The following is a 16,717-nucleotide window of genomic DNA, read 5'->3' as shown; positions in this document are numbered from 1 at the left end:
ACGTGCGTGACTAGAGAGTCATGCGCAGATCCCCGGATCTGCGCACTTTTTTATGAAGCTCAAGTGGAAGAGGCAGGCACCGGGTCCAGTTGCCGGCCCATTTCGCAGATCAGAAATGCAATCGAGTCGGCATTGCGCAGAATGATGTCGATTCGCTTGTCAGGGTTTTCCGAACTCAAAAAGGCGTCGCGTGCCGCTGCCATTGTCATGGCGCCAGTGACATTGAGAATTTCTTCACCCACGTGGTACGAACCTGGAATCGAATCCAGGCTGACCCATTTTTGCAATGAGTCATTCCAGCGAGCGAACAGTTCTTCCCGTGGTGTCGCCAGGGACAGCGCCTCTCGCTGGAATTCCACCTGAGTTCGCTTCATCGCTTGGCCGAATCCGGTGATTGGCGTGATGAGATCGCTGAATGGCCGACGAGCCTCCAGTGTGGCAATGTCCACGGTCTTTGAAAAAAGGTGGGAGAACTCATGAATCAGCGTGGCGGCCTGGCTGTGGCCATCGACGTTGAACGGTTCCGTTAAACAGGACTTGTACCAATCGAGCTGTTGGTCGAAGAACCTTTCGGTGAAGTGCACATTCTTCCCTGAGTCCCGCTCCACGACGAAAGCGATCATAGGGGAAGTTGCATATTTGTTTGAACCGACCACAAACCGCTCGGTATTCATCAAATCTTCATTGGGGTCAACCAGTGCGTTACAGACAGGCAGGATGGCTTTTTTAATTTTTTCGATCAAACCCGCGTCAACGCTGCCAATATCAAAAAAACGCTTGAGGAAGGTGTCCATTCGTGTACCTGGGACGAGCCGACTTTGCTGTGCCAGATTGTGCAAACTGTTGAACGCGTAATAGCGTGCCATGTCGATGGCCTGCACGATCATGCGTGCCTTTTCCGGGTGATTGGCGCGAATTTCCTGCATGCCCCGCGCTTCGATGTTCAGGACTTGAGTGACCTCGTGACTGGTCACATATTGGTTGTGCATTTTTGACAGGGCTTTTCCGTAATGCAGGGTATGCATGTCGGGGTCGATCACCATTTTCCGGGTCGATGTGCTCAGAAGAGAGGGGCCGTCCTGTTTGGCGTTGCGGATTTGCCACACCGCACCGGGTTTATCCACGGGGTAAACTTTTCCTGCGATCGGGGCGTAGTGTTGTTTGCTGACCGGATCGAGGTAAGTTTCATCGTCCTTGTCCTTACTCAGGTCTTTCAAGGCGATGGTCGGTGTTTCAAAAGACTGTAATGACGTGCGCACCGGTGAAGTCGGCTTGAGTTGAGACCATTGTGGTTCTGTTACCTTGGTTGCGACCGGCTCTGTGTCGGTCGTTTCCGCAGATGGCACGAGCTCTTCCTCCAGCGACAGGCGCCCCAGCGAAACCATCTGCACCGTCCCGGCAATAAAACTTTCCAAGGCCCGTGTCCAATGGTGATCCTGCAATGCTTCGGCGGAGTCTTCGTAGTCTTTGAAGCTCTGCCACAAAAACTGCACATAAGCGAGTTTGCCCGGGAGCAGATGGGAAAACAGCTTGATGCCGGAGCTGAACAGATGTTTGGCCGCTTCCCAGTCAGACTGTCCGGCCGTTTCGGTGCGACTGCCGAGTAACTGCTCCAGAAGGCTGGCATTGTCACTGTACAACTGGCTCAGCAGATTACCGCCAATGGGCGAAGACGCGAGGGTGAGTTCGCTCACTTCTCCGACAGTCGTCTTGAACAGGTTAGTGAATACCGATTGTTGATTTTCGGGGAGGCGCCGAATAACCAGATCCTGGAGTGGCCCAGGCGTATTTATCGCGGCAACAACACCGGCCTCGTTCTCGAACTCGGTGAAAATCGAACCGCTGTGGTAAGGCGAATACAGGACGTGGGACCCGGAATGTCCGGCGCCGGGGCTTATCAAATAAAGCCCGATGGCTTTAATGGCTGCGGCCCCCGCAGTCTTGAGCAACTCAAGCGGCCTGACGATGGCGTGGGCACCTTTTACCGCTGCACGGGCAATCGCATCAGGCATGTCCAGCACCTGGCAGATCAGGTCGAAGGCGCTCGTGGAAAGCCGTTGCAGCAATTTCAATGCGTGGGCATGTTGTAACAATTGCCAAGGCACTTGTTGGAAGAAACGCAGTTTGCGGCTGTCCGCGTCGGAACCTGTGCTGGTCAATTTACTGATGACCGACTTTGCATAGTCACTCTCGATGTTCAGAGACTGCAAAAGCTGCCGGACGGTCTCCTGGTTCAGTCCTTCAGGCAGCGTTTTAGTGTTGGCCGACGTGATCTTGAAGCTGGTGCCTTGAGCAATATTGATGTGATTCAGCGCAAACTCAGTCAGGGACCGAGACGGCCCGGCCAAGGCCAGGTTTGGCGTGATTTCGATCTCGTCGGGTAAAAGCGACTCTCCAGGGAATCGGCTGCCAAGCAGGGACTTCAATCGGTCGTGGGTGTATTCCGAGAGCGGTTGAATGCCGTGCAGGTAGTCTTTGTCATCGGTAACGCTGTGGCGGTATTGCTCCAACAGTTCGAATTGCAGTTGCTGCTCTTCAACCGGGGCCATGCCGAGCCAGGCGGGCAGGGACTGTTGGCGGGATATTGCCTTGGATATTTGCCTGGCTCTGCGCAAGTTGGTGTCGATACCCATCTTCACCAGGTCGTTGAGCGCTTTTTTTTGTTTGGCTTCCTCAAGCTTGTCAGAACGAATGAGTTCGCAGGCGGCCAGAAAGTGCTCAATTGACAACTGCGCAAGTCGCTGCAGGATATTGCCTTCTATCAATTGAAGGGGCCCAAGGGAATAACGCGTGTGGAGGTTCCGCCGGGCGGGGCTGAGATTTTCCAGCATCTCCAGGCGCCGGCGAGAATCGAGCAAACGGTGATTCAGTGCCTTGGTTACGCTGCTGACCGAACCAAAAACCTCAAACCCTGCTGCGCCGGTCCACAAGATGGCCCGTCCCGAATGCTGGGGATCGAGCCCGCCACGTTCGGTTAGCAGTACGCAGTTGGCCAAGGGCAGCAACTCTCGCTGCCCGGCACTTTCAAGGACCAGTGAATAGGCATCAGGCCTAAACCCTTTATAGGCGCGGCGGTTGTTGCGATCCTGGTGGTCGGGATCCAATACCGTATCGATTATCGCCTGGTCGGATTCTCCCAAAGTACCATCGAGCACCCGCAGGCTGGCTTCCCCACGGATCCCGACGGAAAGGGAGTGGGCCAGTTTGGGCTTTATCTGCTCCAGGTAGTTTTGTTGCAACGCCAGCGAGGAGAACGGTTGGGCCGAGAATTCTTCGCTGAGCAGGGTTTCGATATCGCTGAAGGTCTTTGCGTAGGCGGCGGCGATGTCAGCCCGCACAATTGAGGGTTGTTGGTTTCCCTCCAGTACCGGCCGCGTCGTCCAGCGCCCAAGGGTATCGAACGTCAGTAGGCGCTCGCTGATCATGCTGCGTATGTCCAGTGCCTTGTCGAACAGAGCGTGGATGTTCACGTTGCCATCGCTGTGTCGAAAAACCTGCAGGGCATATTCGATGTTTTGTCGTTGTTTGGTAATGATCGCCTCGAACAGGGATTCGAAAATGGAGCCGGAAATGGCTTCCCCTGAGACATGCGGCTGTTGGAAGCCAAGAAAGCGGTTACGTTCTTCCAGTGTCAGCAAACCGTACAGTTCATCCTCGTGGCCGGCCGCGCTGAACTTGCTCAGCAACGTGGCTTTAAGGTCTTGATAGTCCTTCAGCACCTGAAGCCCTTGGCTTGGGGTGTAAAGGTAAGCATTGGTGTGGCTGATCATCAGTGAACCCGCCAGCTCGACATAATCAGCCTCGCGTTGCCACAGGCGCACGGTTTCCAGCGTCGGGCGTCTGGTACCCGTTGTGGTCGGCTGAATCATTGCGTGCAAGGCCATGCTTTGATCGGGGCTGATGATGCCAGCCTCGCGTCTGAGTAGGAGATCGGCGCGTGCCTTTTCACGGATCGCCCGGCTGAAAAACGCACGGCGCGATGCGCCATCCACGGCGGCTGTGTCCCAGTAGTTCTCCAGTGCTTTGAAAAGCAGGCTGATCAGTGTGCGGGAAGCCGTCTGGACCGCGCTTTCCCACTGTTGCTGGTCGCTGTTGTCGGGCTTTCTTTTAGGATGGGAGAACTCATGAGTCTGCCCGGTTAGCCAGCGTTGATGACGGTAGTAACGCAGCACCGCTTCGCTCAGTGTCAGGGAACTGTGCCAATGCCGGGTCGAAGCACCTTCCTGGCTGGCATTCTCCGCGGCTGCCAAGGTGTAGAAATTGACTTGAGTCTTGCTTTGATCCAGTCCTGGAAAGGACGACTGCAGCAACTCGTCCAGCAGGGCGTTGAGCAACGAGGCGAGGGTGGGCAGTTTCAGCAACTCCACCAGCATGGCTTGATCATTCAGTTTCTGGTTGTGTGCGATCGCAGCGCTCTGGTCCTCGAATACGTCGGCCTCGATGTCCTGATAGGTCACCCGGATGTTGTGGCTGGCTGCCAGGGCTTTGCGCTCGGCCAGCGACATGAGCGCCAGCAGAGCGTCGTCTTCGTCCGCCTCGTTCAGCCTCTGCCCCAGCTGTTCAGTCAAGTCTGTGCGACTGTGGTACTTCTGAATACCACCGTACGGGGTGTAGACGATGATCCCGTCGGTTTCCGGGGTGGGGCTCAATACAAAGCTGCCAGCGAGGGGAGTCGCTTGCAGCCCCTGCGCATTGAGCAGGATTTTTTCAGCGAGCATCGGTGGCGTCTGTTGGCCGCGCAAAGTCTGGGTGGCCAGTTCCACATGAGCGAGACATTCGAAATCCTTTTGCGTCAGCCCGTGGGTTTTGCCGAGGTCGTTCCAGAGTCCGGGAGACTGCAAGGCCTCGAGGAAAAACAGGGGAGGTGTGGGCATCGTCGAGTCTCTATCGGGGGCGCTGATGAATGCGCCTATGAGTTGAGTCTCAAGACTAAAAAGCGTCGGACGGGTGAAGGTGGTAGATAGTTAGTGCCCATTCTATGAGTGTTTGTGAAAGCTGCAGCGCATTGGCCCGCGTTTTGGCTCATCTAAAAGTTGACAGGCTGCTCGTCGCGCGTTGTTAATCGGCGCTCTACGTACGCTGTTGCCCCCTCCAATAATTAGTCTGGAGCTTCAGATGTCTGCGCCACACGATTCTGTGTCTACTGTTGTCTCGCAAAACCTGTCCCTCGCTGAGTTGACGGCATTGCTTGAGAAGATATTCCTGCGTCACGGCACTTCGGCCGACGTCGCTCGGGTGCTGGCCGAAAACTGCGCCGGCGCCGAGCGCGACGGCGCCCACAGCCACGGTGTGTTCCGTATCCCCGGTTATGTGTCGACACTCAAGAGCGGCTGGGTCAATGGCCAGGCTGTGCCGGTGGTCGAGGATGTGGCTTCGGGGTTTGTCCGGGTCGATGCCCAGAACGGTTTTGCGCAACCAGCCCTCACCGCTGCACGCTCGTTGCTGGTAGAAAAGGCCCGCAGTGCGGGCATCGCGGTACTGGCGATTCGAAACTCGCACCATTTCGCGGCGTTGTGGCCGGACGTCGAGCCTTTCGCCTACGAAGGATTGGTCGCGCTCAGCGTGGTCAACAGCATGACGTGCGTGGTGCCCCACGGCGCGGATCGACCGCTGTTCGGCACTAATCCGATTGCTTTCGCCGCGCCTCGGGCCGACGGTGATCCGATTGTTTTCGACCTGGCTACCAGCGCCATCGCCCATGGCGACGTGCAGATCGCTGCGCGCAAGGGCGAACGTCTGTCACCGGGCATGGGGGTGGATGGCCTCGGTCAGCCGACTCAGGACCCGAAAGCGATTCTCGAAGGCGGTGCGTTGTTGCCATTCGGCGGTCACAAGGGCTCGGCGCTGTCGATGATGGTCGAGCTACTGGCGGCGGCGTTGACTGGCGGGAATTTTTCGTTCGAGTTCGACTGGAAAAACCATCCCGGCGCGAAGACACCGTGGACCGGTCAGCTGCTGATTGTGATTGATCCGAACAAAGCCGCTGGCCAGAGTTTTGCCGAGCGTAGTCAGGAACTGGTCCGGCAGATGCACGGCGTGGGGCTCAAGCGCTTGCCGGGTGATCGTCGCCATCATCAGCGCGCCAAGTCGCAAACCAATGGTATTGAGCTGGATGAACAGACGTTGGCGGATCTGCGGGAATTGGCTGGGCTCTGAATTTGCGCAGGCAATTCTCACCCTGTAGGAGCCGGCTTGCTGGCGATGGCGTCCTCAAGAACGCAATCGCCAGCAAGCCGGCTCGTACAAATTTGTGGGTGTGGATTAGCGGCGTGCCAGCAGCAATCCGACCACCAGTCCGAACCCAGCCGACACAGCCACGGTTTGCCAAGGATGTCCGCCGATGTACGACTCAGTGGCTTCGACCGCTGGTTTGGTACGGTCACGGACGCTGGTCACCGAGTCCCGGGCTTGCTGGAGTTTCAGGGCGATTTGCCCACGCAGTGTTTCCGCTTCCTCACCGACCAGTGAGGCACTGCTTTTGAGCAGTTTTTCCGACTCTTCGATCAGAGCCTGCAATTCGCTGAAGGCTTGGTCCTTGATTTGTTCTTCGGCAGCCTGTGCGGCGGTTCTACGGGCCATTGAAGTACTCCTTGCAGTTAAGTGGACAGTGAACAATGGAGTCCGCCGCACTTGAAAAAGTTGCAGCGATTTCGCACGTCGGCCCACTTCCGAAGAAATCCAGAGCAGGACGATTCGTCCTACAGTGTAAGATGTCGCCTATTTTACGCAGCAGGAAATTCCCATGAGCTTCAATCTGGCCGACAAACCCCTTGCCGAGCGCGCTGCGCTTGAGGACGAGAAATCCCGTCTGTTCGAACTCTGGCAAAACAACTTGGGCAAAGCCAAGGGCGAGGCCGCACGGTTGTTTGGTGAGCGCGCCAAGCGCAAAGGCAAATGGGCCGAGTGGGTCCGTGCCGAACTGGATGGCATGTCGCCGCCGGAGTTCTCGAACATGGTGCGCAGTGAAGTCAATCGCCTGATGGCCGCCAACAAATAAATCCCCCTGCGGCAGCTCCTACAGAAAGCTTGCGACGATCGCCTCACGCACTTTCAACACCACCGGATCGAGCTGGGTGCTGGTACGCCAGCCCAGTTCGATCGGGTAGCGCGGCAAGGCCAGAGGGCAGGGCAGCAGCGCCAAACCAGTGAGTGCCGCGATGCTTCGCGCCGCATGCGCCGGAATGGTCGCCACTGCGTCACTGCCCTTGAGCAAATGCGGCAACGCTGCAAAGTGTGTGGTCGAGGCACAGACCCGCCGACTCAAGCCTATTGCCGCCAAGCCCTCGTCGGTGATGCCGATAAAACCGCCCGACGACACCAGGATGTGCTCGCGCGCGACGAACTCCTCAAGGCTGATGGTCTGCTGTCCCTCGCTCAGACTACGCGGATCGACCAGACACCAGTAATTTCCTTCACCCAGCACCTGACGGCTGAGCAAACGCTCGGCAAACCCGCCGGCGCTGATCGCCAGATCGATGCTGCGTTCCATCAAGGCCTGGGCGACGATCTGGCTGTGGGTCTGGCGAAAGATCAGCCGCAACTTCGGCGCGCAGCGAGCAATTTCTTCGATCAATCGCCGACCGTAGGCAATTTCGAAATCATCCGACATGCCCACCGTGACGGAGCGGCCGTCGTAGTGATGGGCAGTCGGGTCGACCATCGCCAGGCTCTGCCGGCATTTGTTCAGCGCCTCACTGACCACCGGTTTCAATTGATTGGCCTTGAGCGTTGGCGCGAGCCCACGCCCAGTGCGCACGAACAACTGATCGCCATACACTTCGCGCAACCGCCGCAATGCCGCACTGACCGCCGATTGCGTCACGCCCAGACGCAACGCGGCGCGGCTGGCGCTGGACTCTTCATGCAGGGCTTCGAGGACTTTCAGCAGGTTGAGGTCAATGTCGGTGATATTCATTTGGTTCATATCATTCAGCAGTGGACGGGGCTTTATTCATGATCCCGTGGCGCTTGAGAATGAGCAATACCTGATGCCAACGGAGTTACCGCGATGTCCAAATCTATCGTTGCTGCGCTGCAAATTGGCGCTTTGCCCGGTGGCAAGGCCGAGACCCTGGAGCAGATCCTGTCGTATGAAAGCGAGATCATCGAGCACGGCGCCGGACTGGTGGTGATGCCTGAAGCGCTGCTCGGCGGCTATCCAAAAGGTGAGGGTTTCGGCACGCAATTGGGTTATCGGTTACCGGAAGGACGCGAAGCCTTTGCCCGTTATTTCGCCAACGCCATCGACGTGCCCGGCGCGGAAACCGAAGCATTGGCCGGGTTGTCCGCGCGCACCGGCGCCAATCTGGTACTCGGTGTTATCGAGCGCGCGGGAAGCACCTTGTACTGCACTGCGCTGTATTTCGACCCGCAGGCGGGACTGGTCGGCAAGCACCGCAAGTTGATGCCGACCGGCACCGAACGCTTGATCTGGGGCAAGGGCGATGGCTCGACTTTGCCATTGATCGACAGTCAAGTTGGACGGATTGGTGCGGTGGTCTGTTGGGAAAACATGATGCCGCTACTACGCACCGCGATGTACGCCAAAGCCGTGGAGGTGTGGTGCGCGCCGACGGTGGATGAGCGTGAGATGTGGCAGGTGAGCATGCGCCACATTGCCCATGAAGGGCGCTGCTTCGTGGTGAGCGCCTGTCAGGTCCAGGATTCCCCGCAAGCCTTGGGCGTGGACATCGCCAACTGGCCGGCCGAGCGACCGCTGATTGCGGGCGGCAGCGTGATCATCGGGCCGATGGGCGACATTCTGGCCGGACCGTTGCGCGACGAGGCGGGGTTGCTCACGGCTGAAATCGACACGGATGACCTGATTCGCGCGCGATACGACTATGACGTCGTCGGTCACTACGCCCGCCCTGACATCTTCGAATTGACAGTGGATGAACGCGCCAAACCCGGCGTCCGCTTCAACACATAACCCCTGTAGGAGTTTATTTGGCGATAGTGGGCACTGACAAACTGAGCTTGCCACTGTCCATGAAGCGCCGCGTACCGAACAACCCTCCCGCCAGTTTGCCGCGCAGGAGGTAGGGCATGTTGTTCAGGGTCTGCAGTTGGGTCAGGCCATAGGTTTGCCGCAACACCGAAAACGCCGACACGCTGACTGGCACGCTCAACACCGTTTCCGAGTATCGGCCAATGGAACCCGACTGATCGCTGACACCGGAGGCAAAGGGATGGCCGTTGATCTCAAGGTCCAGCGCCACACCGTTGTAGTTGACGCTGGTGCCATTGGGGTTCTGCACGCGAATCTTCACCGCAAACCGTACTTCCATGTCCTGGCTTTGCAGCGGCAGGATGTCGACCACGTTGATGTTCAGCGGATCGTTGTTGGGGTAGACCGCACAGGCGCTCAAGCTGAGCAACAGCAGGGAAAGGATGACCGCGTGGATACTGCGCATGGGCGTGAACTCTTAGGAAAAAGGACTGAACCGCCGGCGGCTCAGTCCTTGAGCGTGGTTTAGCGGTTCAATTGTGCGACCGCCACGGGGGTCGCGGGTTCACCCTTGGTCGGGACATCCGGGTTTTCCATGACCTGAAGGATCGAGGCTTCCGGATCGAAATCGTCTTCTTCCAGCTCAATGAACTCTTCAGGCAGGAAGATATTCAGAACGATTGCGCACAGCGCACCGACGGTGATGGGCGATTCGAAAATGTTGTGCAACGCCTTTGGCAGCTCACGCAGGACTTCCGGCACCGCTGCGACACCCAGGCCCATGCCGATGGAAATAGCCACGATCAGCATGTTGCGCCGATGCAGGCCGGCTTCGGCGAGGATCTTGATCCCGGCTACCGCCACGGTGCCGAACATCACCAGTTCGGCGCCGCCGAGCACCGGTTTCGGCATCAGTTGCAGCACCGCGCCGATCATCGGGAACAACCCCAACACCACCAACAGCCCGGCAATGAAAAACGCTACGTAGCGGCTGGCAACGCCGGTCAGCTGGATCACGCCGTTGTTCTGCGCGAAGGTCACCATTGGCATGCTGTTGAACACGGCAGCCATGGCCGAGTTGAGACCGTCAGCCAGCAACCCTGATTTGATCCGGCGAATGTAGACCGGGCCTTTGACCGGCTGCCGGGAAATCATCGAGTTGGCGGTCAAGTCGCCTGCGGCTTCCAGCGGCGACACCAGGAAAATCACCGCCACCGGCACGAACGCCACCCAATCGAAAGAGAAACCGTACTTGAAGGGTACTGGCACGCTCATCAGTGGCACGGCGGGCAGGCTGGCGAAGTCGACGTGGCCCATCAACCAGGCCGCCACGTAGCCGAGGGTCAGGCCGATAACAATTGCGCCAAGACGCAGGAACGGCACATCCACTCGGTTCAACACCACGATAGTCCCGAGCACCAGCGCCGCCAGGCCCAGATGACTGGCTGCGCCGAGGTCCACCGCGCCGAATCCGCCGGCAATGTCGGTCATGGCGACCTTGATCAGCGACAGGCCCATCAGCGTGATGATCGTGCCGGTCACGACAGGTGTAATCAGCATCCGCAGCTTGCCGATGAACTGGCTCAGCACCACTTCAATGAACGCCGCGAAGAAGCACACACCGAAAATCGTCGAGAGAATTTCATCAGTGCCGCCGCCCCGCGCCTTGACCATGAACCCGGCACTGAGAATCACGCTGATAAACGAGAAACTGGTGCCTTGCAGACACAGCAACCCGGAACCCACCGGACCGAAACGCCGCGCCTGTACGAAGGTGCCCAGGCCCGAAACAAACAGCGCCATGCTGATCAGGTAGGGGATTTCGCTTTGCAGACCCAGGGCGCTGCCCATGATCAGCGTCGGGGTGATGATGCCGACGAAACTGGCGAGTACATGCTGCAGGGCGGCGAAGACCGTGGCGGTGAGATGCGGACGGTCGTTGAGGCCGTAGATCAGGTCACTGTGGCGCGAGGCAGGAGGTTTTTCAGAGACAGTCATGGTTGTGGGGGCCAGAGGGCGGGCCGGGGTCAGAAAATGGAGGCGCAGGATGCCAGCAGTGTGAATTGAGGGCAATGACTGGAACTGCGCAATATCGACGCTGCACCAACCTCTGTGGCGAGGGAGCTTGCTCCCGCTGGGCTGCGCAGCGGCCCCAAAACCTGCAATCACGTCTTTTCAGTCAAACCGCATGTCCCCGTTTTACGACTGCTGCGCAATCGAGCGGGAGCAAGCTCCCTCGCCACAGAGATCTCGGTAGTTCACGAAAATGCTTCTAGCAAATCCTCTTCAAATGCCTTCTGCGCATCCCCCGGCACCTGGGCGCGATGGCGGGCCAGGTGAAACGTGACGTCGAAACTCATGTTGTCGAGCCGCACGGCCCTGAGCAGGCCTTTGTCTTCCCAGCTGCGAGCGAAGTGATTCGGCAAATACCCGACATGTTTTCCGGACAAAATGAAGGCGAGGGTGCCTTCCACCTGTTCCGAGCGCGCCGAACACAACTTGCCCTGGAATGGTTCGTCGCTGCGCAGAAAGCGATAAGGGTGATCAACCCGGTCGCAGGCTTGCAGCGCCTGGTCATCCGGCGCGTCATCGGTGAATAGCGGATGGCCGGGGGCGCAATACAGATGCTGGGTTTCGGTGAACAGTTCGCGGTAGTCAAAGGCGCTTTGCACTTGCGAGAAATAGCCGATGGCCAGGTCCAGCCGCTGTTGCAACAGCAAGCGTTCCATGTCCCCCGGCATGGCGCTGATCAACTCGATGCGCACCGACTGATCGCGCTCGCGAAAGCGCCGGATCGCTTCGGCCACCTGTTGCAACACCGATTGGTCCAACGCTTCGGACAGCCCCAGGCGCACCTCACCGATCAAGCGTCCGGCCACGCCGTTGGATTGATGGCGGAACGCTTCAATGGAGTCGAACAGGCTACGTGTGGCGCTGAGCAGTTGTTCACCCTTGGGCGTGATCCTGAATCCGCCCTTGCCACGACTGCACAAGCGATAGCCGAGGCGGGTTTCGAGCTTGGCCATTTGCTGGCTGATACTCGACTGGCTCAGGCCCAGCTCACCCTGGGCCGCGCTGAAGCCGCCGCATTCCACGACGCTGACAAACAGGCGCAACAGTTGCAGATCCAGATCGTGGAGTTGACCGAGCATCAAACATTACTCCTGGGTAATGTCAGGTTAATTAACTTGATATTTCACCAATGTATCCGACGACGCATCCTGCCACCACTTCCTCTGGTCAGGTGTTCGTCATGGCTCCCTCGTTCAAGCTGTGTTTACCCGCGCTGTTCCTTGCCATGGCCGCAACGGCCCAGGCCGAGGAAAAAGTCGTCAACCTCTACAGTTGGGCCGACTACGTGGCGCCCGAAACCTTGCAGCGTTTCGAGCAGGAAACCGGCATTCACGTGCGCTACGACACTTTCGATGCACCGGAAGTGTTGGAAACCAAACTGCTCACGGGCGGCAGCGGCTATGACGTGGTGGTGCCGTCGTCCAGTGTCCTGGCCCGCGGTTTGGCGGCCGGTGCGCTGAAAGCCATTCCGCACGATGGCCTGAAGGGCTACGCCAATCTGGACCCGGACCTGCTGGAGAAACTCGCGGCCGTTGATCCCGGCAATCAATATGGCGTGCCTTACACGTGGGGCACCCTGGGGCTGGGGTTGAATGTCGAAGCGGTACAGCAGCGTCTGCCGAACGTGCCGCTCAATAGCCTGGATCTGCTGTTCAAACCGGAATACGCCAGCAAACTGAAAGACTGCGGCATTGCGATCATTGACTCGCCGCAAGAAGTAATCGGCCTAGCGTTGCACTATCTGGGCAAGGATCCCTACAGCACCGACAAAAATGATCTCGACGCGGCGCAAGCGCTGTTGCATCAGTTGCAGCCTTCGGTGCTGTACGTCGCCAGTGGGCGGCAGATCAACGATCTGGCCAACGGCAGCGTGTGTCTGGCCCTGGCTTACAACGGCGATACGAGCCTGGCCGCGGATCAGGCGCGCAAGGCCAATAAACCCTACGAAATTGCCTACCGGATTCCCAAGGAAGGCACCCTCGTGTGGCAGGACAACCTGGCGATCCCAAAGGACGCGCCACACCCCGAAGCCGCGCGCCAGTTCATCGAGTTCATGTTGCGTCCCGAATCGGTTGCGGCACTGACCAACACTTTGTTCTTTGCCACCGCCAATCAGGCCGCCACGCCACTGGTGGACGAGGCGGTGCGCACTGATCCGGACATTTACCCACCCGCCGATGTGCGTGATCGCTTGTACGCCGACCGCAGCATGAGCCTCAAGGACATGCGCCAGCGCACCCGCGTGTGGACCACATTCCGTACCCGCCAATAATAAGGAACCCGAGATGGACGTGCCGATGCAGAACGATCAAGCCATCACCCGTGACAGCCTTTACGGAACTGCCGCCGAAAGCACCTACGCCGGCATCACCAGTTTCATGCGCCGTCGCTACAGCCGTGACTTGCGCGGTGTCGACGTCGCGGTCAGCGGTGTGCCGTTCGATACCGCCACCAGCAACCGCCCCGGTGCGCGTTTCGGGCCGCGCGGTATCCGGGCCGCCTCCGCCGGGATCGCCTGGGAGCGTCATTGGCCGTGGACCTTCGATCCGTTCGATCATCTGGCAGTGGTCGACTTCGGTGACTGCGACTTCGATTACGGTTCGCAGCAGTCGACACCGGAATGTATCGAGGCTCACGCCGAGCACATCCTCAATGCCGGCAGCGCGATGCTGACTTTCGGCGGCGATCACTTCATCACCTATCCGCTGCTCAAGGCTCATGCGCGTAAATATGGTCCATTGTCGCTGATTCACTTCGACGCCCACAGCGACACCTGGCCGGACGAAGAGGGCAAGCGCATCGATCACGGCACCATGTTCTGGCATGCGGCGAAGGAAGGCCTGGTCGATCCGTCACGCTCGGTGCAGATCGGCTTGCGCACCACCAATGACGATCATCAGGGGTTCCAGGTGCTGGATGCACGGCAGGTACATCGGCGTGGGATTGATGCGATTGTCGAAGCCATTCGCGCACGGGTCGGGGACAACCCGGTGTACCTGACCTTCGATATCGACTGCCTCGACCCGGCCTTCGCTCCAGGCACCGGAACGCCGGTGTGCGGTGGCTTGAGCACGGTGCAAGCGCTGGAGATTCTCGGTGGGTTGCGCGGGATCAATCTGGTGGGCATGGACGTGGTGGAAGTGGCGCCGGCCTATGACAGTGCGGAAATTACCTCGCTGGCGGCGGCGACGTTGGCGATGGAGATGCTGTGCCTTTATGCGGCGAAGCATAAGGTTGATCGGTAACGCCGATCGCGGTGAGTCTACCGGCGCCATCGCGGGCAAGCCCGCTCCCACAGGGATAGCGTCAATCCTGTGGGAGCGGGCTTGCCCGCGATGCTTTTTCAGGCCACAGGGATTTTCGGCAGGTCCAGCGTTACACCCCCGCTAAACCGCGCAAACGAGCCTTCAATGGATTCATGCGGCACGCCTTTCGCCACTTCGCTGATCCCATCGAGCCGCGCCAACTGCTCAACACCCAATTGCACATTCAACGCCCCCAGGGTCGCATCCAGTTGTTCACGGGTCCGCGAGCCAAGGATTGGAATCAGCGTTGTGGTCGAGCGCTTGGCTTTTTCCCGCAGCCAGGCGATGGCCACGTGGGTCGGGCTGGCGTCCAGTTCTGCGGCAACGGCCAGCAGGGTGTCGAGCAGGGCGGTTTCACGGGCGCTTTTCTCCGCGTGAACCAGCATCCCCAGTTTGCTTGCGCGATTATCGCCTTCGCTGTTGCGGTATTTGCCGGTGAGGAAGCCGCCACCCAGCGGTGACCACAAGGTCGCGGCCAGGCCCAGCGCTTCGGCCATGGGCAATTGTTCGCGTTCTGCGGTGCGCTCGGCCAGGCTGTACTCGACCTGAATCGCCGCAATCGGCGCGAAACCGCGCACTTCGGTGAGCAGATCGGCGCGAGCAATGCGCCAGGCGGGGAAGTTCGACAGTCCGGCGTAGTGGATTTTGCCGGCGCGTACCAGATCGTCGAAACCGCGAAGAATCTCTTCCATCGGCGTCACGCCATCGCTCATGTGCGCCCAGAACAGGTCCAGATGATCAGTGTTCAACCGTTTCAGGCTCTCTTCCACGGCGCGAACCATGTTCTTGCGGTTGTTGCCGGTGTGGGAGATGCCCGCTGCCGGCGTGGTGCCTAAGGTGTATTTGCTGGCGATGACCAGGTGATCGCGTTCGGCGGTGATGAACTCGCTGAGCATCGCTTCCGATTGACCACCCTGATAACCGTTGGCGGTGTCAATGAAGTTACCGCCAGCCTCCAGGTAGCCATCAAAGATACGCTTGGCTTCGTCACGCTCAGCGCCATGGCCCCAACCGGTGCCGAAGTTGCCGGCGCCCAATGCCAGTTCGGAAACCCGCAAGCCGGCTTTACGGCCAAAGACTTTGTAATGCATGGGATAACTCCTGAAGGGAACGCTGAGGCGTGATTTAAATGTTTGGCAACATGTATTAAATATGATGCCAATAATATCTAGCGTCAAGGCGCTTTTCCCTTCGCTGAAAAGCAGGCGACTGACGGACATTTCACTGAAAGGCACGGTTGAGCGGTGGCATACTGCCGCGCATGAATGTCGACTCCCCACTCAGCGCCTGGCAACACGCCATCGAACAAAAGGGCTTCGTCCAGGACGAGGCCCAGGAACATGCCGTCTGGGCGTTGCAGAAGTGCCACGAGGCACTGCATGAGGGACGGACGCCGATCATGGGCGTTTACCTCTGGGGCCCGGTCGGGCGCGGCAAAACCTGGTTGATGGACCAGTTTTACCAACACCTGCGGGTGCCGGCCCGGCGTCAGCACTTTCATCATTTCATGGGTTGGGTGCACCAACGTTCATTTCAGCTGACCGGTACCGCCGACCCGCTAAAGGCCTTGGCCCACGAACTGAGCGAAGAAGTGCGCGTCCTCTGCTTCGATGAGTTGTTCGTCAATGATATTGGTGACGCGATCATTCTCGGGCGCCTGTTCCAGGTGATGTTCGAGCAGGGCGTGGTGGTGGTTTGTACTTCCAATCTGCCGCCCGATCAGTTGTACGCCGACGGCTTCAACCGCGACCGTTTCATGCCGGCGATCGTCGCGATCAAGCAGCACATGCAGGTGATCGCGGTGGACGGCGGGGAAGATCATCGTTTGCATCCGGGCCAGGGTTTGCAGCGTTACTGGGTCGCCGCGCCGGGACAGCCCAGTGCACTGGATGACGTGTTCAAAGTGCTGACCGTTGGCCAAGCGGTTTCCAGCGAACCGATCAAGGTGGGTTTCCGTTCGCTCAATGTGCTGCAGGCCAGCCAGAAAGTGCTGTGGTGTCGTTACGCCGATCTCTGCGAGCAGCCCTTTGCCGCGATGGATTTCATGGCCCTGTGCGACACCTTCAGCGCTATTCTGTTGAGTGACGTACCCAACCTCAGCGCCCAAAAACGGCAAGGGCGTATCGCTCGGGGCACTGAAGACGGGGTCGAGCGAGTCGTCGCCGGTGACCGCGAGTTGCCGCAGTTGTCGGTGCATGACGACGGAGTGCGGCGTTTCATCGCCCTGGTCGACGAGTGCTACGACCGCAAAGTGCCGCTGTACCTCGAAGCGCAGGTGCCCATGGATTCGCTCTACACCGAGGGCTACCTGGAATTTCCGTTCCGCCGCACCCTCAGCCGCCTTCAGGAAATGCAGTTGCAGCGTTTCGCCGAGGCGTGAAATCCCAGG

The 16,717-nt window shown here is 58.9% G+C and carries 13 protein-coding genes; 6 read left to right on the top strand and 7 right to left on the bottom strand.

Annotated elements, in window-relative coordinates; translation table 11 throughout:
* Positions 1-59 precede the first annotated feature (59 nt).
* Positions 60-4,874: a DUF6543 domain-containing protein gene (locus tag KGB21_RS15755; RefSeq protein ID WP_223505645.1), complete on the bottom strand. Its 4,815-nt coding sequence runs from the start codon at positions 4,872-4,874 to the stop codon at positions 60-62.
* A gap of 241 nt (positions 4,875-5,115) precedes the next feature.
* Between KGB21_RS15755 and KGB21_RS15750 the strand changes: the two genes are divergently transcribed.
* Positions 5,116-6,156, top strand: a complete 1,041-nt coding sequence (locus KGB21_RS15750; RefSeq protein WP_223505643.1) for an Ldh family oxidoreductase — start codon at positions 5,116-5,118, stop codon at positions 6,154-6,156.
* Positions 6,157-6,261: 105 nt separating this feature from the next.
* Here the strand turns inward: KGB21_RS15750 and KGB21_RS15745 are convergent, their stop codons facing one another.
* Complete coding sequence (locus tag KGB21_RS15745; RefSeq protein ID WP_034146622.1) at positions 6,262-6,579, bottom strand: YqjD family protein; 318 nt, start codon at positions 6,577-6,579, stop codon at positions 6,262-6,264.
* Positions 6,580-6,742: 163 nt separating this feature from the next.
* On the opposite strand from KGB21_RS15745, the gene KGB21_RS15740 reads away from it, so the two are divergent.
* Complete coding sequence (locus tag KGB21_RS15740; protein ID WP_223505641.1) at positions 6,743-6,997, top strand: hypothetical protein; 255 nt, start codon at positions 6,743-6,745, stop codon at positions 6,995-6,997.
* An 18-nt stretch (positions 6,998-7,015) separates the two neighbouring features.
* Here the strand turns inward: KGB21_RS15740 and KGB21_RS15735 are convergent, their stop codons facing one another.
* On the bottom strand, positions 7,016-7,924 hold the full coding sequence (locus KGB21_RS15735) for a LysR family transcriptional regulator (protein ID WP_223505639.1): 909 nt from the start codon (positions 7,922-7,924) through the stop codon (positions 7,016-7,018).
* Between the two features lie 84 nt (positions 7,925-8,008).
* Here KGB21_RS15735 and KGB21_RS15730 point away from each other — a divergent pair, with 84 nt between their 5' ends.
* Complete coding sequence (locus KGB21_RS15730; RefSeq protein ID WP_223505637.1) at positions 8,009-8,932, top strand: carbon-nitrogen hydrolase family protein; 924 nt, start codon at positions 8,009-8,011, stop codon at positions 8,930-8,932.
* A 13-nt stretch (positions 8,933-8,945) separates the two neighbouring features.
* Here the strand turns inward: KGB21_RS15730 and KGB21_RS15725 are convergent, their stop codons facing one another.
* From KGB21_RS15725 to KGB21_RS15715, 3 genes are all read right to left on the bottom strand, one after another.
* Positions 8,946-9,416 carry an LEA type 2 family protein gene (locus KGB21_RS15725; RefSeq protein WP_223505635.1) on the bottom strand — a complete coding sequence of 157 codons (471 nt, stop codon included), beginning with the start codon at positions 9,414-9,416 and terminating at the stop codon, positions 8,946-8,948.
* A 59-nt stretch (positions 9,417-9,475) separates the two neighbouring features.
* Positions 9,476-10,948 carry a nucleobase:cation symporter-2 family protein gene (locus KGB21_RS15720; protein ID WP_034146712.1) on the bottom strand — a complete coding sequence of 491 codons (1,473 nt, stop codon included), beginning with the start codon at positions 10,946-10,948 and terminating at the stop codon, positions 9,476-9,478.
* 260 nt (positions 10,949-11,208) lie between these two features.
* Positions 11,209-12,102 (bottom strand): LysR family transcriptional regulator, encoded by an 894-nt coding sequence (locus KGB21_RS15715; protein ID WP_223505633.1) that lies wholly within the window; start codon positions 12,100-12,102, stop codon positions 11,209-11,211.
* A gap of 101 nt (positions 12,103-12,203) precedes the next feature.
* Between KGB21_RS15715 and KGB21_RS15710 the strand changes: the two genes are divergently transcribed.
* The gene (locus KGB21_RS15710; protein ID WP_034146616.1) at positions 12,204-13,295 is read left to right on the top strand and encodes a polyamine ABC transporter substrate-binding protein; all 1,092 of its coding nucleotides are present in this window, start codon (positions 12,204-12,206) and stop codon (positions 13,293-13,295) included.
* A gap of 13 nt (positions 13,296-13,308) precedes the next feature.
* Positions 13,309-14,268: an agmatinase gene (gene speB / locus KGB21_RS15705; protein ID WP_034146615.1), complete on the top strand. Its 960-nt coding sequence runs from the start codon at positions 13,309-13,311 to the stop codon at positions 14,266-14,268.
* Between the two features lie 98 nt (positions 14,269-14,366).
* On the opposite strand, the gene KGB21_RS15700 is transcribed toward speB, so the two are convergent.
* Positions 14,367-15,419, bottom strand: coding sequence for an aldo/keto reductase (locus KGB21_RS15700; RefSeq protein WP_223505631.1), 1,053 nt, complete (start codon positions 15,417-15,419; stop codon positions 14,367-14,369).
* A 170-nt stretch (positions 15,420-15,589) separates the two neighbouring features.
* On the opposite strand from KGB21_RS15700, the gene zapE reads away from it, so the two are divergent.
* Positions 15,590-16,708 (top strand): cell division protein ZapE, encoded by a 1,119-nt coding sequence (zapE, locus tag KGB21_RS15695; RefSeq protein ID WP_223505630.1) that lies wholly within the window; start codon positions 15,590-15,592, stop codon positions 16,706-16,708.
* The last annotated feature ends 9 nt before the right edge of the window (positions 16,709-16,717 follow it).

This window comes from Pseudomonas sp. GL-RE-29 (assembly GCF_019947275.1).
Classification (GTDB): Bacteria; Pseudomonadota; Gammaproteobacteria; order Pseudomonadales; family Pseudomonadaceae; genus Aquipseudomonas; species Aquipseudomonas fluorescens_A.
The sequence above is the reverse complement of the archived record's forward strand: the minus strand, read 5'-3'. Positions and strand labels throughout refer to the sequence as shown.

Coding starts and splice junctions, on each gene's coding strand:
- KGB21_RS15725 (WP_223505635.1), bottom strand. CDS start 9,416: ATGCGCAGTATCCACGCGGTCATCCTTTCCCTGCTGTTGCTCAGCTTG.
- KGB21_RS15710 (WP_034146616.1), top strand. CDS start 12,204: ATGGCTCCCTCGTTCAAGCTGTGTTTACCCGCGCTGTTCCTTGCCATG.
- zapE (WP_223505630.1), top strand. CDS start 15,590: ATGAATGTCGACTCCCCACTCAGCGCCTGGCAACACGCCATCGAACAA.
- KGB21_RS15740 (WP_223505641.1), top strand. CDS start 6,743: ATGAGCTTCAATCTGGCCGACAAACCCCTTGCCGAGCGCGCTGCGCTT.
- KGB21_RS15755 (WP_223505645.1), bottom strand. CDS start 4,874: ATGCCCACACCTCCCCTGTTTTTCCTCGAGGCCTTGCAGTCTCCCGGA.
- KGB21_RS15750 (WP_223505643.1), top strand. CDS start 5,116: ATGTCTGCGCCACACGATTCTGTGTCTACTGTTGTCTCGCAAAACCTG.
- KGB21_RS15735 (WP_223505639.1), bottom strand. CDS start 7,924: ATGAACCAAATGAATATCACCGACATTGACCTCAACCTGCTGAAAGTC.
- speB (WP_034146615.1), top strand. CDS start 13,309: ATGGACGTGCCGATGCAGAACGATCAAGCCATCACCCGTGACAGCCTT.
- KGB21_RS15730 (WP_223505637.1), top strand. CDS start 8,009: ATGTCCAAATCTATCGTTGCTGCGCTGCAAATTGGCGCTTTGCCCGGT.
- KGB21_RS15715 (WP_223505633.1), bottom strand. CDS start 12,102: ATGCTCGGTCAACTCCACGATCTGGATCTGCAACTGTTGCGCCTGTTT.
- KGB21_RS15700 (WP_223505631.1), bottom strand. CDS start 15,419: ATGCATTACAAAGTCTTTGGCCGTAAAGCCGGCTTGCGGGTTTCCGAA.
- KGB21_RS15745 (WP_034146622.1), bottom strand. CDS start 6,579: ATGGCCCGTAGAACCGCCGCACAGGCTGCCGAAGAACAAATCAAGGAC.
- KGB21_RS15720 (WP_034146712.1), bottom strand. CDS start 10,948: ATGACTGTCTCTGAAAAACCTCCTGCCTCGCGCCACAGTGACCTGATC.